The 24,915-nt window shown below is 73.2% G+C and carries 19 protein-coding genes; 9 read left to right on the top strand and 10 right to left on the bottom strand.

Annotation, left to right across the window (positions count from 1 at the left end; genetic code table 11):
* Positions 1 to 51: 51 nt before the first annotated feature.
* Entirely contained in the window at positions 52 to 1,632 is a 1,581-nt protein-coding gene (locus tag ACE1OA_RS03385) for an amidohydrolase (protein ID WP_432754029.1), read from the top strand.
* The gene (locus tag ACE1OA_RS03380) at positions 1,629 to 1,853 is read left to right on the top strand and encodes a hypothetical protein (RefSeq protein ID WP_356774394.1); all 225 of its coding nucleotides are present in this window, start codon (positions 1,629 to 1,631) and stop codon (positions 1,851 to 1,853) included. The genes ACE1OA_RS03385 and ACE1OA_RS03380 overlap by 4 nt, the downstream gene beginning before the upstream one ends.
* Before the next feature lie 227 nt (positions 1,854 to 2,080).
* On the opposite strand, the gene ACE1OA_RS03375 is transcribed toward ACE1OA_RS03380, so the two are convergent.
* From ACE1OA_RS03375 to ACE1OA_RS03360, 4 genes are all read right to left on the bottom strand, one after another.
* On the bottom strand, positions 2,081 to 2,794 hold the full coding sequence (locus ACE1OA_RS03375; RefSeq protein ID WP_432752231.1) for a DUF2470 domain-containing protein: 714 nt from the start codon (positions 2,792 to 2,794) through the stop codon (positions 2,081 to 2,083).
* A 200-nt stretch (positions 2,795 to 2,994) separates the two neighbouring features.
* Positions 2,995 to 4,473, bottom strand: a complete 1,479-nt coding sequence (locus ACE1OA_RS03370; protein ID WP_384868035.1) for a glutamate--cysteine ligase — start codon at positions 4,471 to 4,473, stop codon at positions 2,995 to 2,997.
* A gap of 357 nt (positions 4,474 to 4,830) precedes the next feature.
* Entirely contained in the window at positions 4,831 to 6,507 is a 1,677-nt protein-coding gene (locus ACE1OA_RS03365; RefSeq protein WP_432752230.1) for an acyl-CoA dehydrogenase family protein, read from the bottom strand.
* Between the two features lie 16 nt (positions 6,508 to 6,523).
* A complete protein-coding gene (locus tag ACE1OA_RS03360; protein WP_432752229.1) occupies positions 6,524 to 7,147 on the bottom strand; it encodes a TetR/AcrR family transcriptional regulator in 624 nt (207 codons plus the stop codon).
* Positions 7,148 to 7,516: 369 nt separating this feature from the next.
* On the opposite strand from ACE1OA_RS03360, the gene ACE1OA_RS03355 reads away from it, so the two are divergent.
* Positions 7,517 to 8,995 carry a long-chain-fatty-acid--CoA ligase gene (locus ACE1OA_RS03355; protein WP_393560354.1) on the top strand — a complete coding sequence of 493 codons (1,479 nt, stop codon included), beginning with the start codon at positions 7,517 to 7,519 and terminating at the stop codon, positions 8,993 to 8,995.
* Positions 8,996 to 9,166: 171 nt separating this feature from the next.
* Here the strand turns inward: ACE1OA_RS03355 and ACE1OA_RS03350 are convergent, their stop codons facing one another.
* Positions 9,167 to 9,811, bottom strand: coding sequence for a DNA alkylation repair protein (locus ACE1OA_RS03350; protein WP_432754028.1), 645 nt, complete (start codon positions 9,809 to 9,811; stop codon positions 9,167 to 9,169).
* 146 nt (positions 9,812 to 9,957) lie between these two features.
* On the opposite strand from ACE1OA_RS03350, the gene ACE1OA_RS03345 reads away from it, so the two are divergent.
* Together ACE1OA_RS03345 and ACE1OA_RS03340 are read left to right on the top strand one after the other, a co-directional pair.
* Positions 9,958 to 10,698: a helix-turn-helix transcriptional regulator gene (locus ACE1OA_RS03345; protein ID WP_432752228.1), complete on the top strand. Its 741-nt coding sequence runs from the start codon at positions 9,958 to 9,960 to the stop codon at positions 10,696 to 10,698.
* A 32-nt stretch (positions 10,699 to 10,730) separates the two neighbouring features.
* Positions 10,731 to 11,213 (top strand): DUF3291 domain-containing protein, encoded by a 483-nt coding sequence (locus tag ACE1OA_RS03340; RefSeq protein ID WP_356602056.1) that lies wholly within the window; start codon positions 10,731 to 10,733, stop codon positions 11,211 to 11,213.
* 82 nt (positions 11,214 to 11,295) lie between these two features.
* Here the strand turns inward: ACE1OA_RS03340 and ACE1OA_RS03335 are convergent, their stop codons facing one another.
* From ACE1OA_RS03335 to ACE1OA_RS03320, 4 genes are all read right to left on the bottom strand, one after another.
* Entirely contained in the window at positions 11,296 to 11,649 is a 354-nt protein-coding gene (locus ACE1OA_RS03335; protein WP_356602058.1) for a UBP-type zinc finger domain-containing protein, read from the bottom strand.
* Positions 11,646 to 13,157 carry an ATP-binding protein gene (locus ACE1OA_RS03330; protein WP_356602060.1) on the bottom strand — a complete coding sequence of 504 codons (1,512 nt, stop codon included), beginning with the start codon at positions 13,155 to 13,157 and terminating at the stop codon, positions 11,646 to 11,648. The genes ACE1OA_RS03335 and ACE1OA_RS03330 overlap by 4 nt, the downstream gene beginning before the upstream one ends.
* Positions 13,154 to 14,830 (bottom strand): FAD-dependent oxidoreductase, encoded by a 1,677-nt coding sequence (locus ACE1OA_RS03325; protein WP_356602062.1) that lies wholly within the window; start codon positions 14,828 to 14,830, stop codon positions 13,154 to 13,156. Before ACE1OA_RS03325 ends, ACE1OA_RS03330 begins: the two co-directional genes overlap by 4 nt.
* 278 nt (positions 14,831 to 15,108) lie before the next feature.
* Positions 15,109 to 18,483 carry a pyruvate carboxylase gene (locus ACE1OA_RS03320; RefSeq protein ID WP_386543138.1) on the bottom strand — a complete coding sequence of 1,125 codons (3,375 nt, stop codon included), beginning with the start codon at positions 18,481 to 18,483 and terminating at the stop codon, positions 15,109 to 15,111.
* A 483-nt stretch (positions 18,484 to 18,966) separates the two neighbouring features.
* On the opposite strand from ACE1OA_RS03320, the gene ACE1OA_RS03315 reads away from it, so the two are divergent.
* The gene (locus ACE1OA_RS03315) at positions 18,967 to 19,287 is read left to right on the top strand and encodes a hypothetical protein (RefSeq protein ID WP_147979585.1); all 321 of its coding nucleotides are present in this window, start codon (positions 18,967 to 18,969) and stop codon (positions 19,285 to 19,287) included.
* Between the two features lie 76 nt (positions 19,288 to 19,363).
* Here ACE1OA_RS03315 and ACE1OA_RS03310 read toward each other — a convergent pair whose 3' ends face one another.
* On the bottom strand, positions 19,364 to 19,924 hold the full coding sequence (locus ACE1OA_RS03310) for a GNAT family N-acetyltransferase (RefSeq protein ID WP_386543140.1): 561 nt from the start codon (positions 19,922 to 19,924) through the stop codon (positions 19,364 to 19,366).
* Between the two features lie 211 nt (positions 19,925 to 20,135).
* On the opposite strand from ACE1OA_RS03310, the gene ACE1OA_RS03305 reads away from it, so the two are divergent.
* The 3 genes from ACE1OA_RS03305 to ACE1OA_RS03295 are packed head-to-tail and all read left to right on the top strand — an operon-like array spanning position 20,136 to position 24,888.
* Positions 20,136 to 20,336 (top strand): hypothetical protein, encoded by a 201-nt coding sequence (locus ACE1OA_RS03305; RefSeq protein ID WP_356602068.1) that lies wholly within the window; start codon positions 20,136 to 20,138, stop codon positions 20,334 to 20,336.
* Entirely contained in the window at positions 20,306 to 22,762 is a 2,457-nt protein-coding gene (locus tag ACE1OA_RS03300; RefSeq protein ID WP_432752227.1) for an FxsB family cyclophane-forming radical SAM/SPASM peptide maturase, read from the top strand. Before ACE1OA_RS03305 ends, ACE1OA_RS03300 begins: the two co-directional genes overlap by 31 nt.
* Positions 22,759 to 24,888, top strand: a complete 2,130-nt coding sequence (locus ACE1OA_RS03295; protein WP_386543144.1) for an ATP-binding protein — start codon at positions 22,759 to 22,761, stop codon at positions 24,886 to 24,888. Before ACE1OA_RS03300 ends, ACE1OA_RS03295 begins: the two co-directional genes overlap by 4 nt.
* Positions 24,889 to 24,915: the final 27 nt, after the last annotated feature.

Raw genomic sequence — 24,915 nt, 5'->3', positions numbered from 1 at the left:
CGCTCCCGCCTGGCCCCTCTCCCCGACACCCCAGGACGGACCACCCGCATGATGCTCTGCACGAGGCTGACGAACGCCACCTTCCACACCATGGATCCGGACCATCCCGTCGCCCGCGACCTGGGCATCTGGCGCGGCAGGATCGCCGGCCTCGACGATGCCGTCACCTCGCTCCCCGCGCGCGAGGTGATCGACCTCCAAGGCGCCACCGTCCTCCCCGGCTTCATCGACGGCCACGTCCACCTGGCGTGGACGGGACTGAAGGCGAGCTCGCCGAGCATCGCCGGTCTCACCGACGTCGACGAGGTCCTGGCCGTCGTGTCGGAGGCCGCGTCACGGACCGGCGCCCCGGGCGACTGGGTACACGTCGGCGGCTACGACCAGCGGGCCCTCGGACGCCATCTGACCGCCTCCGAACTGGACCGGGTCGGCCACGGACGCCGGCTGTTCCTCATGCACCAGTCCGGACACGCCTGCGTGGTCAACCAGGCCGTTCTCGACCTGCTCCCGGACCACGTGCCCCACGACGACGGCCTGCTCGTGGAGCGTGCGATGGGGGCGGTCCGGCGCCTGCGCCTGCCGTACGCGCAGCGCGAACTCGCCGACGCCATCGAGTACGCCGGCCGGGCCTGCCTCGCCGAGGGGATCACCGCCTGCGCCGAGGCCGGCATCGGCGGCGGACTGCTGGGACACAGCCCCGTCGAGCTGGGGGCCTACCAACTGCTCCGCGACGAGGGCCGGCTGCCGCTGCGGGTACAGCTCATGCCGGGCGCCGACACCCTGCGGCCGGCCGGCGCCCACGCGCGCGACGGCATCCCGCGCGCCCTCGGCCTCGGCCTGCGGACCGGCTTCGGCGACGACTGGCTCTCCGTCGGCGCCCTCAAGATCTACACCGACGGCGGCATGATGGCCCGCACCGCCGCCCTGACCTCCCCCTACGAAGGCACCGGCGGCACCGGCCAGTTGCAGGACGACCCCGACCGCCTCACCGACCTGGTCGTGGACGGGCACCTCGGCGGCTGGCAACTCGCCGTCCACGCCATCGGCGACCGCGCCGTCGACCTCGCGCTGGACGCACTGGAGCGGGCCCAGACGCTCAGGCCCCGCGAGGACGCCCGCCACCGCATCGAGCACGCCGGACTGGTCCGGCCCGACCAGCTGCCACGCTTCGCGCGGCTCGGTGTCAGCGCGGTCGTCCAGCCCAACTTCCTGCGCTACTTCGGCGACGACTACGCGACGGTGATGGGGGAGCGGCGGGCCCCCTGGATGTACCGGGGGCGGAGCTTCCTCGACCACGGGGTCACGGTCGTCGGCAGCTCCGACCGGCCGGTCACGGACGGCTCCCCGCTGCGCGCGATCCAGTTCATGGTCGAACGCACCTCCACCTCGGGCCGGTTGATCGGCCCGGACGAGGGCATGACCGTCGACGAGGCGCTGCGCGCCTACACCGTCGCCGGCGCGTACGCCTGCCGATGGGACGGGAGCGCCGGGAGCCTCACCGCCGGCAAACGGGCCGATCTCGTGGTCCTCGGCGACGACCCGCGTCGTGTCGACACCTGCCGGATCGGCGACATCGAGGTCGTCACCACCTTCGTGGACGGCCGCGACGCCGAGGGGGCGGGCAAGCCGTGAACGCGCACGCCGGCCTCGCGCCGTGGGCGCACCTGTGGCAGCCTCCGACGTCGCCGCCCCGCTGGGTCATCTGGACGGCGGGCGACGACACCATGGTCTTCGACAGACTCCTCAACATCCCCGCGCCCGTCGCCGACGCGGCACTGCCCGAGGTGCTGCGCCGGATGCGCCGGGCCGGCGCCCCGGAGAGCGACGACTACCCGGGCCGGGCGTGCGGCTGAGGGCTGTCCGGACCCGGCCTGGTCTCCTGAGCGGACCTGGAGGGAACAGGGCGCTCCCGCCGAACTTGACCACGACGAGCCGGTCGCGGAGCCCGGCCCGCCGGGGGTGGCCGGCCGCGAAGCATGCCACCCCCGGCGGAGCGGGCTCACCCGGCTCCTCGACCCCGGCGGGCGGCTCGCCCCCCGCGTGTCCCTGAGCAGGTGCCGGCCGTGCCGGGCCCGGCGGCTCAGTGGTGGCTGTGGTGCGACCACGCGTCAGGAGCGGTCAGGAGCTGCCGGATCCGCTCGCCCGCCTCGGCGGCGTCGCGCGCCGGCGACGGGAACAGGATGCGGAGGTCGCAGTGGCCGGCGGGGTACTCGCAGCGCAGGGTGACGGCGTGGCGGTCGAGGGCGTAGGGGAGGGCCCGGGTCATGCCGTACGGCAGCCGGGGACCCGCGAGCCCGAGCAGCGCGTCCGTCAACTCCCCGTGAGCGTCCGTGAGATGGGTCAGCATGGCGGCCTCCTCGACCGCGAGGGGATCCGGCGCGGCGAGCGTGAGCTCGTCCAGCCCGACGTCCGCCGCGCCCGCCGCGGTCCGCAGGGTCGCGCGGGCCGTGTCGAGGTGCAGCCCGTTGTCGTCGCCCGCCGCCGTCAGCCACCCGGAGAGCGTCACCCTGGCCCTCACCCGGTCGCGGACCGGAGTGGGTGCGATGTCGGTGAACTCCAGGAGGGCGGCCAGGCCGCCCCGCGGGGCCGTCGCGACCTCCCGCGCCAAGGGGCAGCCGGGCCGGGAGCCGAGGGTGACCTGTCCGCTCGGGGAGACGGAGTGCAGGCCGATCAGGTCGTACTCCCGCGCCGCCGTGGTGAGGGACAGCGATGCCGCGCGGGCGAGTACCGTGCGGACGCGTTCCGCCGTGGTCGGCTCGGGGAGGGAGCGTGCGAAGTCGGCAGGGGTGCTCAACGGGACTCCAAGCGGGCGCGTGTTGCTACTTAGGTAAGGCTAACCTTACTGAATCCCTCACAGGGGTCGCCCCGGACGGTGCGAAGGTGAGCCAGGTCACCCCGGGCGCCGCCGGACGAGTCCGCGCTCAGTGCCCCGCCGGTCGAGTCCCCGCTGAAGGCCCCGCCGGGTGCCGTGCGTCCGCCCCGCGGTGCGCGACCTCAGTCGACCGGCCAGGTGTGCACGGGGGCGTTGAGGTGCATGTAGTCGATGTACTGCCGGGTCATCCGCTTCAGCGCCTCGTGCCGGTCCGCGTGGTCGATGTCGTGGATGTGGTGGAACATCTCCGACTGCCACACCGCACCGTTGCGGCCGGTGACGCAGCGCTGCTCGATGATCCCGAGCAGGGGCTCCCGCCAGGCCGCGTCGAGTCCCAGGCGGTCCAGCCCGCGGTCCGCGGCCGGCAGCAGGCGCCGCAGCACCAGTTCGGTCACCGGGACCTCGCCCATCCCGGGCCAGTACATGTGCGCGTCGATGCCGTGGCGCGCGGCGGCGTGCAGGTTGTCCTCCGCCGCCGAGAAGGACATCCGCGACCAGACGGGCCGGTCCTCGTCGACCAGGGCGCGGACCAGGCCGTAGTAGAAGGCGCCGTTCGACAGGACGTCCGCCACCGTGGGCCCCGCGGGCAGCACCCGGTTCTCCACCCGCAGGTGCGGGACACCGTCGACGACGGCGTAGACGGGGCGGTTCCAGCGGTAGACCGTCCCGTTGTGCAGGGTGAGTTCCGACAGCCCGGGGGTCTCGCCGTGTTCCAGGGTCTCCTGCGGGTCCTCGTCGTCGCAGAGCGGCAGCAGGGCGGGGAAGTAGCGCGCGTTCTCCTCGAAGAGGTCGAAGACGGAGGTGATCCAGCGCTCGCCGAACCACACCCGGGGCCGCACCCCCTGCACCTTGATCTCGTCGGGCCGGGTGTCCGTCGCCTGCTCGAACAGCGGAATGCGCGTCTCGTGCCACAGCTCCTTGGAGAAGAGGAAGGGGGAGTTCGCCGCCAGGGCCACCTGCACCCCCGCGATGGCCTGCGCGGCGTTCCAGTAGTCCGCGAACTCGTGCGGCGCGACCTGCAGATGGAACTGCGTGCTCGTGCACGCCGCCTCCGGCGTGATCGTGTCCGCGTAGGTCCGCAGCTTCTCGACGCCGTCCACCGCGATCAGGAGGTCCTCGCCCCGCGCGGAGAAGATCTGCTCGTTCAGCAGGTGGTACCGCGGATCCTCGGACAGGGCCGGCATGCCCACGTCCTGCAGCTCCAGCGTGGGCAGGATCCCGATCATCACCAGGTGCGTGCCGAGCGCCGCGGCCTTCTCCTCGGCGTGGTTCAGCGCGTCCCGGATCTCCTGCTCCCAGGAGTCCGGTCCTCCCGCGGTGAGCCTGCGCGGCTCGACGTTGATCTCCAGATTGAAGCGGCCCAGCTCGCTCGACCAGGACGGATCCGCGATCGCCTCCAGGACCTCCCTGCTGCGCATGGCGGGCTCGCCGGTGCTGTCCACCAGGTTCAGTTCGATCTCCAGGCCGACCTGGGGCCGCTCGAAGTCGAAGCGCGCCTCCCGCAGCATGCGCGCGAGGACGTCGAGGCACGTGTGCATCTTGTTCCGGAACCGGCGGCGGTCGTCACGGGTGAACTCCTGCGCCGGGACATCGCGTCCCATTCGGCCCTCCCGAGGCTCGACGGCTCGGATCCCCACGTCCAGCGTCCCACTCCCTGGGTGCCCCAACCACCGAAGGCGCCCGCGGGCGGCCCCGGTCCCGGTCGGGACGCCGCCCCGCGTGGCCACCGGGGGAGCGGGCCCGTGGAGCGCCGGTGGGCTCGCCGGCCCCGGACCGGGAGGCCGGACCGGGCGGCCTCGTCCGCCGGGAGCCGGCGGCTCGGCCGCCCGATCGCGGCGGACAGGGCCTCCCGCCCCCGCTCGCGGCCGCGGATCAGGGACAGGGCGCCGCTCGGCCGGCGGGTGCCGAGCCTGCGCGACGGGCCCGTATGACCGGGGGACCGCGCAGAATGCGGGGCCTCAGAGCGTGGCCCCCGGGAGCCGGTCGATGATCCCGCCGAGGTCGGTCCGGGCGGGCAGGGTGCCGAAGGCCAGTCCGCGGTCGCCGGCCAGCCGGGAGGCGCAGAAGGCGTCGGCCACCGCGTGGGGGGCGTGCCGGACGAGGAGGGAGCCCTGCAGGACCAGCGCCATCCGCTCCACCAGGAGGCGGGAGCGCAGCTGGGCGTCCTCGTCGAGCACGAGTCCGCCGCGCAGCTCCCGCCAGGCGGCGTCCAGTCGGGCGTCGGCACCCGCGGCGGCCTCGACCTCCGCGCGGAACGCCTCCAGCGACTCCGGCTCACGGGCCAGCGCCCGCAGGACGTCGAGGGCGTTGACGTTGCCCGACCCCTCCCAGATGCCGTTCAGCGGAGCCTCGCGGTACAGGCGGGGCATGCCCGACGCCTCGTCGTACCCGTTGCCGCCCAGGCACTCCAGGGCCTCGGCGACGGCGGCCGGCTGCCGCTTGCACACCCAGTACTTGCCGACGGCGGTGGCCAGCCGCAGGAAGGCGCGCTCGCCGTCGTCGCCGCGCTGGGCGCGGTCGGCCGCACCGGCGACCCGGAGCGCCAGGGTGGTCGCCGCCTCCGACTCGACGCCGAGGTCGGCGATGACGTTCCGCATGAGCGGCTGGTCGATGAGCCTGGCGCCGAGCACCGAGCGGTGCCGGATGTGGTGCGCGGCCTGCGCGAGCGCGGCCCGCGTGCCGGAGGCGGAGCCGAGGACGCAGTCGAGACGGGTCATGGTGACCATCTCGATGATGGTCCGCACGCCCTGTCCCTCGGGGCCGACGAGCCAGGCGACGGTGTCGTCGAACTCCGGCTCGCTGCTGGCGTTGCTGCGGTTGCCGAGCTTGTCCTTCAGCCGCTGGATACGGAACGTGTTGCGGCCGCCGTCGGGGAGCACCCGCGGGACCAGGAAGCAGGACAGTCCGCCGGGCGCCTGGGCCAGGACGAGGAACAGGTCGTTCATCGGGGCGCTGGTGAACCACTTGTGGCCGCGCAGCCGCCAGGTGCCGTCCGCCGCCGCCGTCGCGGTCGTGGTGTTGGCGCGGACGTCCGTACCGCCCTGCTTCTCCGTCATGCCCATCCCGGCGAGCAGCCCGCGCTTGGCCGACGGGGCGCGCAGCCCGGGGTCGTAGACGCGGCTGGTGAGCAACGGCTCGTACTCCTTGGCCAGTTCCGGGGCCGAGCGCAGAGCCGGGACGACGGCGTACGTCATGGAGACCGGGCAGCCGTGGCCCGCCTCGGCGGTGCTCCACACCATGAAGCCCGCCGCGCGGGCGACATGGGCGCCGGCCCGGTCGTCCGCCCAGGGCGCCCCGCCGAGGCCCTCACCGATCGCGACGTCCATCAGGGCGTGGTACGCGGGGTGGAAGTCGACCTCGTCGACCCGGTTGCCGTAGCGGTCGTGGGTGCGGAGCTCGGGCTCGTGGCGGTTGGCCTCGTCGGCCCACCGCTGGACCTCCTCGCTGCCGGCGCGGCGGCCGATGCGGTGCAGGTCGTCGAGGTACCAGCCGGCACCCTCGCGGCGCACGCCCTCCAGCAGGACGGGGTCGTCGGCGACGTCGTGCCCGACGAGGGGCGGGACCTGGTTGGTCACCTCGTGGGTGCGCGCCGTGGGGTTGCTGCGCAGCGGCGGGATGTCGGCGGTCGCGGTCATGGACGGTCCTCCGGAGTCAGTGGGACGGGCGGTCGGCGGGACGGGCGCCCGCACAGCGCAGCGCCACGGCGGTCAGTTCGGTGAGCAGCTCGTCGACGGAGCCGGAGTCGGGCGTGCCCAGCGGGTCGACGAGGACCTCGCCGACGGCGCCGGTCAGCGCGGCGGCGGTGATGTGCGCGTCCTGCGCGGGCAGCAGCCCGGCGGCCATGCCCTCGCGGACCACCTCGGCGAACAGTTCGCGGTAGTGGCGCCGGAACTCCAGCCGCTCGGCGCCCAGCGCGGGCTCGGCCGGCGCCGCCAGCAGCGCGTAGGCCAGTCCGCCGCGCTCCAGGGCGCGCCGGGCGAAGACGCGCACCCCGTGGGCCAGCCGCTCCACCGGATCTCCGCCGCCCCGGAGCACCTCGCCCAGGACCTCGACCTCGCGACCCGACGCGCGGCGGAAGACCTCCACGGCGAGCGCCGCCTTGGAGGGGAAGTGCTGGTACACGGAGCCGGCGGAGATGCCCGCCGCGGCGGCGACCGCGGTCACGGAGGCGTTCGCCCAGCCCACCTCGGCCACCACCTGGGTGGCCTGGTCGACCAGACGCTCACGGGCGGCCTTGAGGCGTTCGAGTTCTGCGGGGGTCTTGCGGTAGGCCATGCGAAGAAGTGAACCATCATTCAGTGCTTCGATCCAGCCCTCGGCGGCCGTCGCGCGGAAGGGCCGCCGGTGCGGGAGCGATCCGGCCGCGGCCGGCGCGCAGGTCCCGCCCGCGGCTTCGCCTCCGGTGCCGTCCCCGGCCCGCTCACGTCTCGCTACCGGCCCTGCCGTCGGGTCGCCGGGTGCTCCGTGGACTGCCGCCCCGCACCGACTCGGCCCCGGGGGACCAGTCTCGGACGGCCCACCCGCTTCACCGCGAAGCCCGGCTTCGGCAGACTGCCCGGTGTACCGGCCTCCGCGCTGCGAGGCCGCCCGACGTCCACCCACCCGCAGGACCTCAACCCTCCTTCGCAGAAACGAGAGTTCGCAGTGAACCTGGCCGACCTTCTCAGCCGAACCGTGGCGGTCCACGGCGACCGGATCGCCGTCGAACTCGGCGACGACTCCCTCACCTACACCGAACTCGACGCGTACGCGGGCCGGGTGGCCGCGCTGCTCGCGGACCGCGGTGTGGTCCCCGGCGACCGCGTCGGCCTGATGCTGCCCAACCTGCTCGAGTTCCCGGCCCTGTACTTCGGCGTCCTGCGGGCCGGCGCGGTCGTCGTGCCGATGAACCCGCTCCTCAAGGCCCGGGAGATCGGACACTGCCTGCGCGACTCGGGCGCCGCGCTGCTCTTCGCCCACGACTCCGCCGTCGCCGAGGCCGAGCGCGCGGCGGACGGCACCGGGGCCGAGGTGGTCCCGTTCCGGGCGGGAGCGCTGGCCGAACTGCTCGCCCCGCACCCGCGCCCCCTTCCCGCGCGGGACCGCCGGGACGACGACACCGCCGTCATCCTCTACACCTCCGGTACCACCGGCGTGCCCAAGGGCGCCGAGCTGACGAGCGCCAACATCGGGAGCAACGCCGAGATCTGCGCGCGCTCGCTCTTCGACCTCCGCCCCGAGGACGTCGTCCTGGGCTGCCTGCCGCTGTTCCACGCCTTCGGCCAGGTCTGCGCCATGCTGACGGCGGTCACCGCGGGCGCCCGCCTCACCCTGCTGTCCCGCTTCGAGCCGGATCTGGCGCTGCGGACCATCCAGGACCGCGGCGTCACGCTCTTCGCGGGCGTCCCCACCATGTACGCCGCGCTGGCCGGCACGCGCGCGCAGCGCCCGGACGCGTACGACACCGGTTCGCTGCGGCTGTCCGCCTCCGGCGGGGCCTCCCTCCCGGTGGAGGTCCTGCACGCCTTCGAGGAGGCGTTCGGCTGCCCCGTCCTGGAGGGCTTCGGCATGTCCGAGACCTCGCCCGTGGCCTCGTTCAACCACCCCGACCGTCCGCGCAAGGCCGGGTCCGTGGGCACGCCGATCGAAGGCGTCGAGATGCGGCTGGCCGACGTCGAGGACGGTGTCGGCGAGCTGTGCGTGCGCGGCCACAACGTCATGAAGGGCTACTGGGGCCGCCCGGCGGCCACCGCCGAGACCATCGTCGACGGCTGGCTGCACACCGGCGACCTCGCCCGCGTCGACGAGGACGGCTTCTACTTCATCGTCGACCGCAAGAAGGACCTCATCATCCGTGGCGGCTTCAACGTCTACCCCCGCGAGGTCGAGGAGGTGCTGTACGAGCACCCCGCCGTCGCCGAGGCAGCCGTGATCGGTGTGCCCCACCCCGCCCTCGGGGAGGAGGTGGCGGCAGCCGTCGCGCTGCGCCCCGGAGCGGAGGCCACCGCCGACGAGCTGCGGGACTTCGTCCGCGAGCGGATCGCCCCCTACAAGTACCCCCGCGAGGTGATGCTGCTGGAGACCCTGCCCAAGGGCGCCACCGGCAAGATCCTCAAGCGCGAGATCCCCTTCGACCGCTCCTGAGTCCGGCCGCGCGGGCCCCGGCCACCCGCCGGGGCCCGCCCCGCGCCGGGCATCGCGGTACGGGCATCGCGGTACGGGCTTGCGGTACGGGCGCCGCGGCACCCTGCGCCGCGGCCGTACGGAGGCGGGCCGGCCTACGGGGGTGTCCTGCCGGTCGGGCCGGCAGGCTCCCTACGCCTCGTCCTTCCGGCGGACCATCTCGGTGATCCAGACGGGCGCGAACGGCGACGTACAGCCCGGGGGAGTCGGGTAGTACTTGAGCACCTCCAGGCGCTCCCCGACGTCCAGGGCGCGGGCGCGGTGTTCGGCGTGCTCGATGCCGATCCGGGCCAGGCAGTGGTTCATCGCCCATTGCAGGCGGTCCGGGGCGTCCTTCATCTCCGCCTCGACGACGTCGAGCAGTCCCGCCAGGTCGAGGCCCTCGGGCTGCTTCCCCACGCGTTCGGTGGTCAGTGCCCAGCCGGCGCTCGCGACCACGGGATCCGGATCGGCGAGCCAGACCACGCGCAGCTCCTCGGCGTGCGGGCTCTTCTTCACCACGTGGTTCACGAGCCAGTCGTGGACCTTGGGCGTGCGCGCCCCGCGCAGCATGGCGTCCAGCTGGTCCCGCTCGAACGCCTTCGGCCGGCAGATCAGGATCGCCAGCAGTCGCGCCGCGGAGTCGTCCGTCTCCCAGAGGCGGCACGCGAGGTCCTGCCGTGTCCTGAGCCGCTTGGCGACCGCGCGCAGCTTGCCGAGGTTCACGCCGTGGTCGTCACCGTGCCTCTCGTTCACCGCGCGGACCTTCGGCTCCTCGAGCGCGGCCAGCTCGGCCATCACCTCGGCCAGCTCGGCTTCGATCGTTCCGGCCACTCCGGCCTCCTCTTCGGTCACGTGCGGGATTCACCCTACGACGGGCCGCGGAGCTGTCCCGCGCACGCCGGCTTTCTATCTCCAACCTGCGTTGTTCCTAGAATGGCGGGATGGAGGACATCGACGCGATCGCGGCGCTGCAGGATCCGGTACGGCGCCGTCTGTACGAGTACGTGGCGGCGCAGGGCCGCGAGGTCGGCCGCAACGAGGCGGCCGAGGCGGCCGGGGTGGCCCGGACGCTCGCCGCGCACCATCTGGACCGGCTGACCGAGGTCGGGCTGCTGGAGAGCGGCAGTCGCCGTCTGACGGGACGCTCGGGTCCGGGCGCGGGACGCCCGGCCAAGGTGTACACGCGGGTGCGGGCCGAACGGTCGGTGTCCCTGCCGGCCCGCGACTACCGCACCGCCGCGGAGCTGCTCGCCGAGGCCGCCGAACAGGCCGGGCTGGACGCCGGGCTCTGCGCCGCCGCGCGCCGCCGGGGCGAGGCCCTCCGCGGCTCGGCCGCGCCCTGTGACGGACTGGGTGAGGCCATGGAGATGCTGGCCGCCCGCGGCTACGAGCCGCATCTGGAGGGCGCCGGAACGGACGACGGTGCTCCGGACGCCGACGGTGCCGGCGGCGTCCGGAGCACCGTCGGGTCGGCGTCCGGAGCGGGCCCCTCGGCCGTCGTCCGCATGCGCAACTGCCCCTTCCACGCCGTCGCCGAACGCTTCCCGCCGCTCGTCTGCGGCATGAACCTCGCCCTGCTGGAGGGGCTCCTCGGCACGGACGGCCCCGTCCGCGCCCGGATGGACGCCCGGCCGGGGGAGTGCTGCGTGGTGGTCGAGCATTCTAAAAACAAGAATCATTGACATAGAAAACCGGGCCGTGCTGGGATGACGCCATGACCGCATCCGCGCCCGCCGCCCACCTCGCCCAGCTCAACCTCGCCACGCTCCTCCACCCCCTCGACGACCCGCGCATGGCCCCGTTCGTCGAGATGCTCGACCCGGTCAACGCCGCCGCCGACGCCGCGCCCGGCTTCGTGTGGCGGCTGGTGGCGGAGGGCTCACCGGACGCCACCGGCCTGCGCCCGGCGGGGGAGGACGTCATCGTCAACATGTCGGTGTGGGAGAGCCAGGAGGCGCTGTGGGACTTCACCTACCGCAGTGGGCACCTGGAGGTGATGCGGGGACGCCGCGACTGGTTCGCCCGGCACGTGGAGGCCCACCTGGTGCTCTGGTGGGTTCCCGCAGGCCACCGCCCGACCGTCGGCGAGGCCCTGGAGCGGCTGGCGGACCTGCGGGCGCACGGCCCGTCGCCGCGCGCCTTCACCTTCGCCTCCGTCCACACGGCGACCGAGGCGGCGAGCCCGTCGGGACGGTGACGACGGTGCCCGGCACGTCGGGAGCCCTCACGGGAGCACCCGCACCACGAGACCGAGGAAGACCCGCCCCTCCCTCCCGCCCTCAGCGGTGCAGCCGTCGCTGCCAGTCGTCCGGGACGCGGCCCGCCGGCCCCGGGGAGGGCTGGTCGGCCGGGTGGCCGCCCGGCGGGGTCAGGCCGGGGCCCGACTCGTACAGGGCGTCCGTGGCGTAGTTCCAGAACCAGTCCTCGCCGGGCTCGAAGCTCTGGACCAAGGGGTGCCCGGTGGACTTCCAGTGGGCGGTGGCGTGCCGGCCCGGTGAGGAGTCGCAACAGCCGATGTGGCCGCACTGGGCGCAACGCCGCAGGTGGAACCACCAGCCACCGGCCGTGTCGCAGTCCGCGCAGCCCGTGCCACTGGGCGGGACGCTCGGGTCGATGCCGTCGATCTCGGTCATGCCGGCTCCTCGGTGCCGTCGGCGTCGGTCGGGAACAGGGCCTCGGGCTCAGGTTCGGCCTCGGGCTCGGGTGCGGTCTCGGGGGCCGTCAGCGGCAGCAGTACCCGGAAGCGGGTGTCCCCCGGTACGGACTCGACCTCGAGGCTGCCGTGGTGCTTGTGGACGACGATCCGCCACGAGATGTCGAGGCCGAGCCCCGTGCCCTCCCCGACCGGCTTCGTGGTGAAGAAGGGGTCGAAGATGCGCCCGCGGATGTCCTCCGGGACGCCGGGGCCGGTGTCCCGGAACTCGACGAGCAGCCGGTCGCCCTCCCGGGCCGTGCGAACCGTCAAGGTGCCCTCGCCGCCGGCGCTCGCCATGGCGGCGACGGCGTTGTCGATCAGGTTGGTCCACACCTGGTTGAGCTCGGCAGGGTAGGCGGGCACGTCGGGCAGGGACCGGTCGTAGTCCTTCACCACGCGGATCAGGGGACCGAACTTGCCCGACAGCATCAGCAGCGTGCTGTCGAGGAGTTCGTGGACGTCGGCGTCGCGGTGCGGGGCGCGGTCCAGTTGCGCGTACTGCTTCGCCGCGTCCACCAGGTGCGAGATGCGGGTGGTGGAGTCGCCGATCTCGTCCATCAACAGCTCGGTCTCGACGGTGTAGTTGAGCCAGCCGATGGCCCCGGGCAGGATGTCCTCGGCCACGGTCGCCGCCACCTGGTCCAGCCAGTCCGTGTCCAGGCCGGCCTGCACGAAGGTCGGCGCGACCCGCCAGCCCTCCGCGATCCCGTGGTCGTCGAGCCAGTCGGCCAGTTCGTCCTCCCGGTCGGACGCCTCCAACGGGGTCAGCACCGGTGCCTTGGCGACCCGCTCGGCGGTGCGCTCCTGGATCTCGATGAGGTCGGCGAGAGCCTCGCGCGAATAGGGGCCCTGGGCGATGACGGCCAGCTTGTGCCGCATCTTGCCCACGCGCTCGCGGAGCGCCGCCGTGGCCCGGACCGCCGCCGCGGCCGGGTTGTTGAGCTCGTGGGTGAGTCCGGCGGACAGCGACCCGAGGGCCAGCAGGCGTTCCCGCTGCCCGATGGCCCGCTGGGTGTTCTTGGAGCCGAAGAAGAGCCCCTCCAGCAGGTGCGCGGCCATCGGGAACCACTCCCGCATGATGTCCGCGAACGACTCGGCGGGCAGCACGAAGAACCGGGTGGACTCGGTCACCCGCATCGAGTTGACGTACGTCTGCGGCACCCGGTCGCCCAGGTAGGCCTGCATCGCCCCGGCGTACACGCCCCGCTGCGAGGTACGGCTCACCTCCACGTCGTCGCCCCCGACCCGGCGGGACAGCACGACCGTGCCCTCGATCATCACGTAGAAGCAGGTGGCGGGATCACCCTCGGTGTACACCGGACCCGGGTCGAACCGCTCCGTCCGCCCTTCGGCGCACAGGCGCCCGAGCTGCTCCGGGGACAGCTTCTCGAACAGGAACAGCGTGGCGATCTCCTGCGGGTCGCAGGGCAACACCCGCCCGCTCACGACTGCTCCAGGTAACGGTGGACGAGCATCACGGCCATGGCTCCCTCTCCTACGGCGGAGGCGACGCGCTTCGCGGACTGGGCGCGCGCGTCACCCGCCACGAACACGCCGGGAATGCTGGTCTCCAGGTGGTAGGGCGGCCGGTCCAGCTCCCACTCCGCCGGCGGGCGCCCGTCCGCCGTGAGGTCGGGTCCGGCCAGGATGAAACCGTGCTCGTCACGCAGGACCGTCCCGTCCAGCCAGTCGGTGAACGGCGCGGCACCGATGAACACGAACATCCACTGGGCGTCGACCGCCTCGCCGGCACCCGTCGCGACGTTCCGCAGCGTCAGCCGCTCCAGATGTCCCTCACCGTGCGCCGCCTCCACGACGGTCCGCGGCAGCACCGTGATGTTCGGCGCCTCCTCGATCTGCTGGATCAGGTAGTGCGACATCGAGGCCGTCAGGGACTCCCCGCGCACCAGCAGCGTCACCGACTTCGCGCCCCGCGCCAGGTACACGGCCGCCTGCCCGGCCGAGTTCGCGCCGCCGACCACGTACACGTCCTGGCCCTCGCAGCCCGACGCCTCGGTGAGGGAGGAGCCGTAGTACACCCCGCGGCCGGTCAGGTCGTCACAGCCGGGCGCCGCCAGCTGCCGGTACGACACGCCCGTCGCCAGGATGACGCTGTGGGCGGCGACCGCCGAGCCGTCGGAGAACCGTACGACCCGCGCCGCGCCGTTCACCTCCAGGCCCGTGACCTCGCGCGCGGTGAGGATCTCGGCGCCGAAGCGGCTCGCCTGACGGCGGGCGCGGTCGGTGAGCTGCGCGCCGGAGACGCCGTCCGGGAAGCCGAGGTAGTTCTCGATGCGGGAACTCTGACCGGCCTGCCCACCCGTCGCCGACCGCTCGACCAGTACGGTCCGCAGGCCCTCCGAAGCCCCGTACACCGCCGCGCCGAGCCCGGCCGGGCCGCCGCCGATGACGACCAGGTCGTAGAACTCGGCCGCCGGCGTGGTCGCGAGTCCCACCCGGGCCGCCAGCTCGGGCGCCTCCGGCTCGACCAGGGCGGTCCCGTCCGGCGTGATCACCAGGGGGAGCCTGCGGTCGTCGGCCCCGGCCGCGTCCAGCAGCCGCCGCCCCTCGGGCTCGTCGGAGGAGTACCAGCGGTACGGGACCTGGTTGCGGGCCAGGAACTCGCGCACCCGCGAGGAGTGCGCCGACCAGCGGTGCCCGACCACCTTCGTGGCGGGCACCGGCCGGTAGTCACTGGTGCGCCAGGCCGTGAGGAGATCGTCCAGGACCGGGTAGAGCTTCTCCTCCGGCGGGTCCCACGGCTTGAGCAGGTAGTGGTCGAGGTCGACGACGTTGATCGCGTCGATGGCCGCGTCGGTGTCGGCGTACGCGGTCAGCAGGACCCGCCGCGCACCCGGGTACACGCCCAGTGCCTGTTCGAGGAACTCGATGCCGTTCATCTGCGGCATGCGGTAGTCGGCGAGTATCACGGCCACCAGATCGCCCCGCAGCTTCAGCTCGCGCAGCGCCTCCAGGGCGGACTCACCGGACTCGGCGCGCACGATGCGGTACCCGCCGCCGTAGCGGCGCCGCAGGTCGCGGGCGATGGCGCGGGAGACTCCCGGGTCGTCGTCCACCGTCAGGATGACGGTCCGTGCTGCGTCGCCGGCCTGTGGCATGCGTCTCCGCCCTGTGCGCTCCGGACCACCGGCACGCACGAGCTGCCCGCGCCGGCTCCCGCCCATCGTATGTTCGATCACGCGGGACCGCTCCGGCACGCGACGGCCCCTTCCGGCGGAGCCCACCGGCACTGAGGAGGCGGAGCGCACACCGGGGCGGGGCCCGGGCCGGGCGCCCCGGTCGGGCCGTGCGCGGTGCGGGCGCGTGCGACCACCGCGCACCCCGCACCCCTGACGGGCGACGGCCGGGACCCAGGGCGGTGTCCCGGCCGCCGGGCTCACGCGAGTTCGACCAGCAGGTCGCCGCCCTCCACCTGCTGGATCCGGGCGATCGCCAGCCGGGACACCCGGCCGCTCCTCGGCGCGGTGATCGCGGCCTCCATCTTCATCGCCTCGATCGTCGCCACCGTCGCACCGGCCTCGACCTGGTCGCCCTCGGCGACGGCCAGCGTGACCGCACCGGCGAACGGCGCCGCGACGTGCCCCGGGTTGGACCTGTCGGCCTTCTCGGTCACCGGGAGGTCGGCGGCCGCCGCGTTGTCCCGCACCTGGATGGGCCGCAGCTGACCGTTCAGGGTGGACAGGACGGTGCGCATACCGCGTTCGTCGGCCTCGCCGACGGCCTCCAGCTCGATGAGCAGCCGGACACCGGGCCCGAAGTCCACGGTGTACTCCTTCCCCGGGCGCAGCCCGTAGAAGAAGTCCTTGCTGTCGAGCACGCTGGTGTCGCCGAACGCCTGACGGTGCGTCTCGAACGCCTTCGTCGGCCCCGGGAAGAGCAGGCGGTTCAGCGTGGCGCGCCTGTTCTTGTCCAGCCCCGCGCGGTCCTCCGTGGTCAGGTCCTGCATCGGCTTCGGACCGGCACGCCCCTCCAGCGCCTTGCTGCGGAACGGCTCCGGCCAGCCGCCGGGCGGCGTGCCCAGCTCGCCGTGCAGGAAGCCGATGACCGAGTCGGGGATGTCGAAGCGGTTCGGGGTCGCCTCGAAGTCCTCGGGCGGCACCCCGGCACCCACGAGGTGCAGCGCGAGGTCACCCACGACCTTCGACGACGGCGTGACCTTCACCAGCCGGCCGAGCATGCGGTCCGCGGCGGCGTACGTCGACTCGATGTCCTCGAAGCGGTCGCCGAGGCCGAGCGCGACGGCCTGCGTGCGCAGGTTGGACAGCTGCCCGCCGGGGATCTCGTGGTGGTAGACGCGCCCGGTCGGCGAGTCCAGACCCGCCTCGAAGGGCGCGTAGATCTTGCGGACGCTCTCCCAGTACGGCTCCAGGTCGCCGACGGCCTGCAGGTCGAGGCCGGTGGGCCGCTCCGAGTGGTCGGTCGCGGCGACGATCGCCGACAGCGACGGCTGCGAGGTGGTGCCGGCCATCGAGGCGACCGCGCCGTCCACCGCGTCCGCCCCGGCCTGGATGGCGGCGAGGTAGGTGGCGAGCTGGCCGCCCGCGGTGTCGTGGGTGTGGAGGTGCACCGGCAGGTCGAACTCCCTGCGCAGCGCGGAGACCAGCTTGGCCGCGGCGGGGGCGCGCAGCAGGCCGGCCATGTCCTTGATCGCCAGCACGTGCGCACCCGCGTCGACGATCTTCTCGGCCAGCCGCAGGTAGTAGTCCAGCGTGTAGAGCTTCTCCGCGGGGTCGGAGAGGTCCGACGTGTAGCACAGGGCGACCTCGGCGATCGCCGTCCCCGTCTCCCGCACGGCGTCGATGGCCGGCCGCATCTGCTCGACGTCGTTGAGCGCGTCGAAGATCCGGAAGATGTCGATACCGGTGGCGGCGGCCTCCTCGACGAAGGCGTGGGTCACCTCGGTCGGGTACGGCGTGTACCCCACGGTGTTGCGTCCCCGCAGCAGCATCTGCAGGCAGATGTTCGGCACGGCCTCGCGCAGGGCGGCCAGGCGCTCCCAGGGGTCCTCGGCGAGGAAGCGCAGCGCGACGTCGTAGGTGGCGCCGCCCCAGCACTCGAGGGACAGCAGCTGCGGCAGGGTGTGCGCGACCGTCGGCGCGACGGCGAGCAGGTCCTTGGTCCGGACGCGGGTGGCGAGGAGCGACTGGTGGGCGTCGCGGAAGGTGGTGTCGGTCACGCCGATGGTCGGCGACTCGCGCAGGCTGCGCGCGAAACCCTCCGGGCCGAGCGTGAGGAGCCGCTGCCGGGAGCCGGCGGCCGGCTCGCCGGCGGGCAGCGCGGGCAGCTTGCTCGCCGGGGAGACGAGGTCCGGCCGGGGACCGTGCGGCTTGTTCACGGTGACGTCGGCGAGGTAGGTGAGCAGCTTCGTCGCGCGGTCCGCCGAGTGGCGGGCGGTCAGCAGGTGCGGCCGCTCCTCGATGAAGCTCGTCGTGACGTTCCCGGCCTGGAAGTCGGGGTCGTCGAGCACCGCCTGCAGGAACGGGATGTTCGTGGACACGCCCCGGATCCGGAACTCGGCCACAGCACGCCGGGCGCGGTCGACGGCGGTCCTGAAGTCCCGTCCCCGGCAGGTCAGCTTGACCAGCATCGAGTCGAAGTGGGCGCTGACCTCCGTGCCGGCGTGCGTGGTGCCGCCGTCGAGCCGGATGCCGGAGCCGCCCGGGGAGCGGTAGGCGCTGATCATGCCGGTGTCGGGGCGGAAGCCGTTCGCCGGGTCCTCGGTGGTGATCCGGCACTGCATCGCGGCGCCGCGCAGGACGACGGAGTCCTGGGACAGACCGAGGTCGGCGAGGGTCGCCCCGGCGGCGATGCGCAGCTGCGACTGCACCAGGTCGATGTCGGTGACCTCCTCGGTCACCGTGTGCTCGACCTGGATGCGCGGGTTCATCTCGATGAAGACGTGGTTGCCGTCGCGGTCGAGCAGGAACTCCACGGTGCCCGCGTTGCGGTAGCCGATGCGGCGGGCGAACCTCACGGCGTCGTCGCAGATGCGGCGGCGCAGCTCCGGGTCCAGGTTCGGGGCCGGGGCGAGCTCGATCACCTTCTGGTGGCGCCGCTGCACCGAGCAGTCGCGCTCGTACAGGTGGATGACGTTGCCCTCGCCGTCGGCGAGGATCTGCACCTCGATGTGACGAGGGTCGACGACGGCCTTCTCCAGGAAGACGGTGGCGTCGCCGAAGGCGGACTCGGCCTCGCGGGCCGCCGCCTCGATGGACTCCCGGAGGGTCGCGGGGTCCTCGACGCGCCGCATGCCGCGGCCGCCGCCGCCGGCGACGGCCTTGACGAACACGGGGAAGCCGATCTCCTCGGCGGCCGCGACCAGTTCGTCCACGTCGGTGGAGGGCGCCGAGGAGCCGAGCACGGGTACCCCGGCCTCGCGGGCGGCGGCCACGGCACGGGCCTTGTTGCCGGTCAGCTCCAGGGTCTGCACGCTCGGGCCCACGAACGTGATGCCGGCGTCCTCGCACGCCTGCGCCAGTTCCGGGTTCTCGGAGAGGAATCCGTAACCCGGGTAGACGGCGTCGGCGCCGGCCAGGCGGGCCGCCCGGATGATCTCCTCCACGGAGAGGTAGGCACGCACCGGATGTCCGGGCTCGCCGATTTCGTATGCTTCGTCAGCCTTGAGTCGGTGGAGCGAGTTGCGGTCCTCATGGGGGAAGACGGCTACCGTCCGCGCACCCACTTCGTAACCTGCGCGGAACGCGCGAATCGCGATCTCCCCGCGATTGGCTACCAACACCTTGCGGAACATCCTGATCCCTTCACCTTGCCGGTGACGAGCGCCAAGGGACGACGACGTCGCCGGCGAGTACGTGCCGCGCTGGGTACGGCACTCACTCGCCCGCGTCCCGCCCGGCTCGTTTCGGCAACGCTAAGGGCTGCCAGAGGGCTTCTGAAGGTCCGACGACAGTGACATGGATCATCGCGGCCGACTGCCATCGAATGGCACAAAGAAGGCCCCGGGCGGGATCCGGGCGGCCGCTCCTCCCGCGGGTCTCATCCGACGTGGACACGCGTGCGGGACGATGTCCGGATGTGTCTCCCGGGAGGCGGGCCACCGCGTCGGGTGCGGCGGACCTCCGCCCACGGGAGCCGCCACGGGGCCTCCCCGCGGACGCCCGGGAGGGCGCCCGGAGCCGGCGGCGCCGGGGGCACCCTGCCGGCAGGCCCTATGGTGTGCGCGCGGCCGCACCTCCATGATGGTCAGGGCACGTCCGCCGAGTGGAGGTCATCCATGGATCCCTTGTCCCTCGCCATCGCCGGAGCACTCGCGGCCGGGATCGCCACCGGGGCGGGTGAGTCCACCGGGGCGGCCCTGCCCGCACTGTGGCGGCGCGTCCGGGAGCGCTTCGCGGGCCGCGCGGTCGTGCCCGAGTCGGAGGACGAGATCGCGAGCGCGCTGGACGAGGAGTTCACGCGCGACCCGTCGTTCCGGCAGCAGTGCGAGACGCTGTGGAACCAGGCGGCGTCCGGCGGTGTCGCCAACTCCTTCCATGGTCAGGCCAAGAACGTCGTGCAGACTCGGGAGATCCACGGCGGCCTCACGATGGAGTGATTCCGCGCGTTGCGGCCCGGGCCGCGCCGGTCGTGTCCTGCCTGCGCGGCCCACACCGGTCACGGTCAGGGGCGGCTCATGCCGCGTCCCCACCTCCGTGCACCGGTGGCAGGGGCATGTCCGAGGTGATGGCCCAGCGCTCGTGGTCGCGCCAGACGCCGGCGATCCTGATGAAACCCGGCGAGAGGCCCTCCCTCCGGAATCCGAGCCGTCGGACCAGCTCGAGGGAGGCATCGTTCCCGGGCTGGACGTCGGCTTCCAACCGGTTCAGCCCCATGACGCCGAAGGCATGGTGGACCGCCAGCGCCACTCCGGCGGACATGTATCCCCGGCCGGCATAGGGAAGGAACACGGCATAGCCGAGAATGCCTCGCTGATAGGGGCCGCGCACGATGCCGTTGATATTGATCATTCCCACGAGGTCGCCCTGGTCCTTGCGGGTGAGCACCATGCAGGATGCGGTCACCTGGTCCGATCGGTTCAGATAGGAGGCGAAGACCTTTTGCGTGGACGGCAGTTCGACCCACGGGTGGTGAAACTGCGCGCTTTCGCGTGCAAGTTCGAGGAAACTCTCTTCGTCCGCCGCGACGACGGGCCGCAGCACGACCTGTGATATTCGATCACCTTCCCTGCGCACGCGGCCGAGTGTACGGCAGCGCTGCCGGGAAGGGATGGGAGAGACGAGGGACAGCGGGGCGCCCCGCTGCTAGCCTGGGAAGGCCGGGGGGATGCGCATACCTCCCTTCTTGTTCCCCTTGCGGGCAGTTCCCTTGTCACCGCGCCGTGTTTTCGCAGACCTGAGCACTCTCGATCGGCCATCATCTCCAGCCGCAGCGGAAAAGGTGACCATGAGCGACCTCGAACCTCTCGCGCGTCCGCTTCCCGACCTCAGGAACATCTCGCTGGCAACCCTCTTCACGGATCGCGCGGGACTGGTCGCGGAATTCCGTACCCGCGTCGTCACCCCGGAGCTCCCCGCCCGAATGGCGGCCTTCAACTCCGAAATCGGCGGGGACGAGTGCCTTCCTTCATCGACCAGTACGTCCTGAAGGTCCACGGCGCCTGCGATCTCGCCTGCGACCACTGCTACGTCTACGAGCACGCGGACCAGAGCTGGCGGGCGAAACCCCGCACCATGAGTCCGTCCGTCGCACAGCAGGTGGCGCAGCGCATCGCGGAACACGCGGGAAGGCATGCGATCCCCACGGTGCGCATCACCCTCCACGGAGGCGAACCGCTGCTTCTCGGCGTCGCGCGCCTGCGCGAGCTGATCCACACGCTCCGTAGCGTCCTGGACGGCGTCGTCCGGCTCAGCTTGCACATCCAGACCAACGGTGTGCGGCTCGACCCGGCTTTCCTCGAGCTCTTCGCCGAATCCGGGGTGCAGGCGGGCATCTCGCTCGACGGCGACCGGGCCGCGAACGACCGGCACCGTCGGTACGCGAACGGCCGCAGCAGCCATGCGGCGGTGCTGCGTGGCCTGGCCCTGCTGCGCCGTCAGGAGTTCCGCCCCTTGTACGGAGGGCTCCTTTGCACCGTCGACGTCGCGAACGACCCGATCAGCGTGTACGAGGCCCTGATGGAGCAGGTGCCGCCCCGCCTCGACTTCCTGCTGCCGCACGCGAACTGGGCACACCCGCCGCCCCGGCCGAGCGGTGTCTCCACGCCCTACGCCTCCTGGCTGGGCCGCATCCACGCACGCTGGATCGCCGACGGCCGGCCCGTGCCGATCCGCCTGTTCGATGCTCTCGCGTCGGCTGCCTGGGGCGGTGGGAGCGGCAGCGAGGCCGTGGGGCTCCGGCCCGTCGCCCTCGCGGTCGTGGACACCGACGGATCGTGGGAGCAGGTCGACTCGCTCAAGACGGCCTACGACGGCGCTCCCGCGACAGGCATGTCCGTCTTCACGCACAGCGTGGACGACCTCGCCCGCCATCCCGGGGTCGCCGCCCGCAACGAGGGATACGCGGGCCTGTGTGCCACCTGCCTCGCCTGCCCGGTGGTCCGCGTCTGCGGGGGTGGCCACTACGCCCACCGCTTCCGGCCCGGCAACGGATTCGACAATCCCTCCGTCTACTGCGCCGATCTGAAGCGGCTGGCGTCGGAGATCCCGGCGGCGCGGATGCGGGGGATCGCGGTTCCGCGCCCCACCGATCCCGCCCCGCCGCGGGTTCATCGGCTGCCGGACGGCGCCTTCGACGCCTTCGCCTCGGGAGCGGGGACGGTCCAGGGGACGAAGGCTCTCGCGGACATGCAGCTGTCGCTGACCAGGGCCCTGGTCGCGGGGCTGGATCCGCGCCACGACAGCACGTCGGACCTGGCGGTGGCGGCCGCTGCCGGCCGGCAACTGCTCATGGAGCTGGACAGCAGCCACCCGGCCGAGACCGCGGAGGTCCTCCGCCACCCGTTCGTCCGGACGTGGGCGAAGGACCGCCTTCGCCGTGAGGCATCCGGAGGCGCGGGGGACGACCCGCAGGGCGGCACGGGGGACGGACCGCGCGACCGGGCGCACATCGCCGGCGTCGCGGCGGCCGTCGCCTGGCACGCCGGAGTCACCACACGACTGCCCCTCCCCGTACGGAACGGGCTGGCGCACCTGCCCGGACTCGGCGCGGTGCGGGTGGACCAGGCGGAACACACGACCGAGGTGACCGTCCGGGGGAGGAGCGGGCCGCCCCACGGCTGGATCGGGGTCAGACGGCTGATCACACCCTGGCTGCCCGTCGCCCTGGACGACCTCGATCCGTACCGCGTCCCTCCCGCCGGACCTGTCGTCCCGCACGACGACATCGCCCTCGACCGGCTCTCCCCACGGCAGTGGACGGCCTGGCAGATCGCCCTCAGCCGGGCGGGCCGCGAGCTGACCCTGCTGGTTCCCGCCTACGCCGCCCCGTTACGGGCGGCGTCCCGGGTCGTGGTCCCCGTGCGGCCGATGCCGGGCGACCCGTATCTCCATGCCCTCGGCGGGCGGGCGCCGTTCGGTGCGGTGGCCCTGGCGACGCCCACGAGAACCACCGACACGCCGGCCGCGCTGCTCCGGCACTTCCAGAGCGCCAAACTCGACGCGCTGACGGACGCGTACGTCTTCTTCGACACCGACGGACCCGCTTCCCTCGCCGTGCCATGGCGGACCGCCCCCGTATCGCCGAGGGAAGCGCTCCACGGCGCCTATGCCCAGGTCGCCCTGGCGGAACTCTGGCAGGCGCGTGCCGGTGGGCCCCCACGCGAAGGGACGCCGGGCGGGTCCCGCGGGCGGGAACGGCTCCGGTCGGCCGACGCCGCCGCGGCTTTCCGCCGCTCTCTGAACTGGGCCGACGCCGCCGTGGACACGCTCGCGGCCGGGGCCGGGACGGCTCCGGCCGGAGCGCGGTTCCTGGCCGGTCTGCGTACCGCGATCGACCGGCTGTCCGCCGGCCCGGTCCCGGCGGCGGCTCCCGGCCGTGCGCCCGGAGCACGAAGGGCGGGGTCGTCCACGTGAGCGCGGACGGTGAGAGCAACACCTTCGCCGGCCGCGCCACCCATGTGGTGCAGGCCGGGGTCATTTACGGCGGCGTCCACGGGCGCGGGGACGACCTCCGGGAGCCGGCTCTGCCGGTGCCGAGGCAACTGCCCCGGGCCGCGACCTGTTTCACCGACCGATCGGACGTCCTGGCAGCCCTCAGTACGGTCGCCACGACGACGAACGGGGTCGCCACGGTCTCCGGGCCGGCGGGGGTGGGCAAGAGCGCACTCGCCGTCCACTGGGGACACCAGGCGAGGGACCGGTACCCGGACGGCCAGCTCTACGCGAACCTGAGGGGCTACGACCCGCTCGCACCCCTCGCGCCCGAGGAGGTGCTCCACGGATTCCTCTCGGCCCTGGGGGCGCCGGCGGACCGGGTGCCGGGCTCGCTGGACGCCATGTCCGCGCTCTTCCGCTCCCTGCTCGACGGGAAGCGGGTGCTCCTGATCGCGGACAACGCGGGCAGCGCCGACCAGGTGCGGCCGCTGCTCCCCTCCGCCCCCGGTTGCTTCACGATCGTCACGAGCAGGGACCGGCTCGGCGGCCTGACCGCCGTGGACGGCGCCACGCCCGTGCAGATCAGACCGCTGGACACGCCACAGGCGGTGGAGCTGTTCCGCAGGCTGTCGGGCGACGACGACGGTGCGGACGGCGACGAGGTGACCCGGTTGGTGCGGCGCTGCGGCCGCCTCCCGCTCACGGTCCGGATCGCCGCCCAGCAGGCGGGCTCCGGCACGAGTCTGGAGGAACTGATCGAGGAACTGGACGGTGACGGCCGCCGGCTGGAATCGCTGTCCATGTCGGACGAGCGAAGCGGAGTGCGCACTGTGTTCTCGTGGTCCTATCAGCAGCTTCCACCCGCCGGCGCCAGGGCCTTCCGGCTGCTCGCCCTGCATGCCGGGCCGGACTTCTCCCTGTCGACGGCCGCCGCGCTGATCGGCCTGCCCGAACCGGAGACCCTGCGGGTTCTGCGCGGTCTCGTGGCGGTGAACATGCTGGAGGTGTCGGGACCGAGACGGTACGGCTACCACGATCTGCTCCGGGACTACGCCCGGGAACGGGTCGCGGTGGAGGAGACCGACGAGGTCCGGGCCGAAGCGCTGGCCCGCGAGCTGTCCCACTATCTGCGGATGGCGGACGCCGCGGACCGTGTGCTGGTCCCCGAGCGTCAGCATGTACCTCTCGACGGCCGCGCGGACGGCGAGACCGCGCCGTTCCCGGGGCCCGAGGCCGCACTCGCGTGGTGCGACTCCGAACTGCCCAGCCTGGTACCGGCCGTGGACCAGGCGGTGCAGCTCGGCCTGGACGACGTGGCGTGGAAGCTGCCGGTGGCGCTGGTGTACTTCCTGCGGCTGCGCCGGCACGACACCTACCGGCGGGCGCTGTCGGACACCGCCGTACAGGCCACCCGCCGCCTGCGCGACCAGTGGGCCGAGACCTGGAGCCTCATCTGTGTCGCGGGGGCGGAGTCGGACATGGGTCTCCACGAGGACGCCATGCGCCACTTCACCGAGGCGCTGACGATCAGTCGGGCCATCGGCGACAGCCGTTGGCAGGCGACCAGCATCTACAACATCGCCTGGACGCTGCGCCTCATGGGGCGCCACGAGGAAGCCCTGGAACGCCAGCGGGAGGCACTGCCGATCCACCAGAGCAACGGCGACCGGCGAGGCGAGTCGATCACGCGGACCGAGATGGCCGCGTTGAGTCTCGCCCTCGGTCGGCCCGTCACGGCGTACGAGGAGTACGAGCGGGCCCTGGCCGGCGCGCGGGCCGCGGCCGATCTGCCGACCGAGGCCAAGTCCCTGCACGGGCTGGGCGACGTCTGCCGGACGATCGGCCGGACCGATGAGGCGATGGGCTGGTACGGACGGGCCGTCGAGGTACGACGGCGCGTCGGGGATCTGCTCGGGCTGGCCCGCTCGCTGGACGGTCTCGCCGAACAGCTCGCCGCCGTCGGACGGACGGCCGAGGCCAGGGAGGCCCTCGCCGAGGCGGTCGCGATCCTCGAGTCCCTCGGAAACCCGATGGCCGATGAGGTGCGACGCCGTCTCGAGGCGGGCGGCCCCGGTGCGGAACCCGGGGACCCGCCGTCCGGGTGATCATGAGGACGCCGGGCCCCTCGGGCG

The sequence above is a fragment of the Streptomyces sp. JL2001 genome (assembly GCF_050917515.1).
Taxonomy (GTDB): domain Bacteria; phylum Actinomycetota; class Actinomycetes; order Streptomycetales; family Streptomycetaceae; genus Streptomyces.
This window is presented reverse-complemented; position numbering and strand designations above follow the sequence as displayed.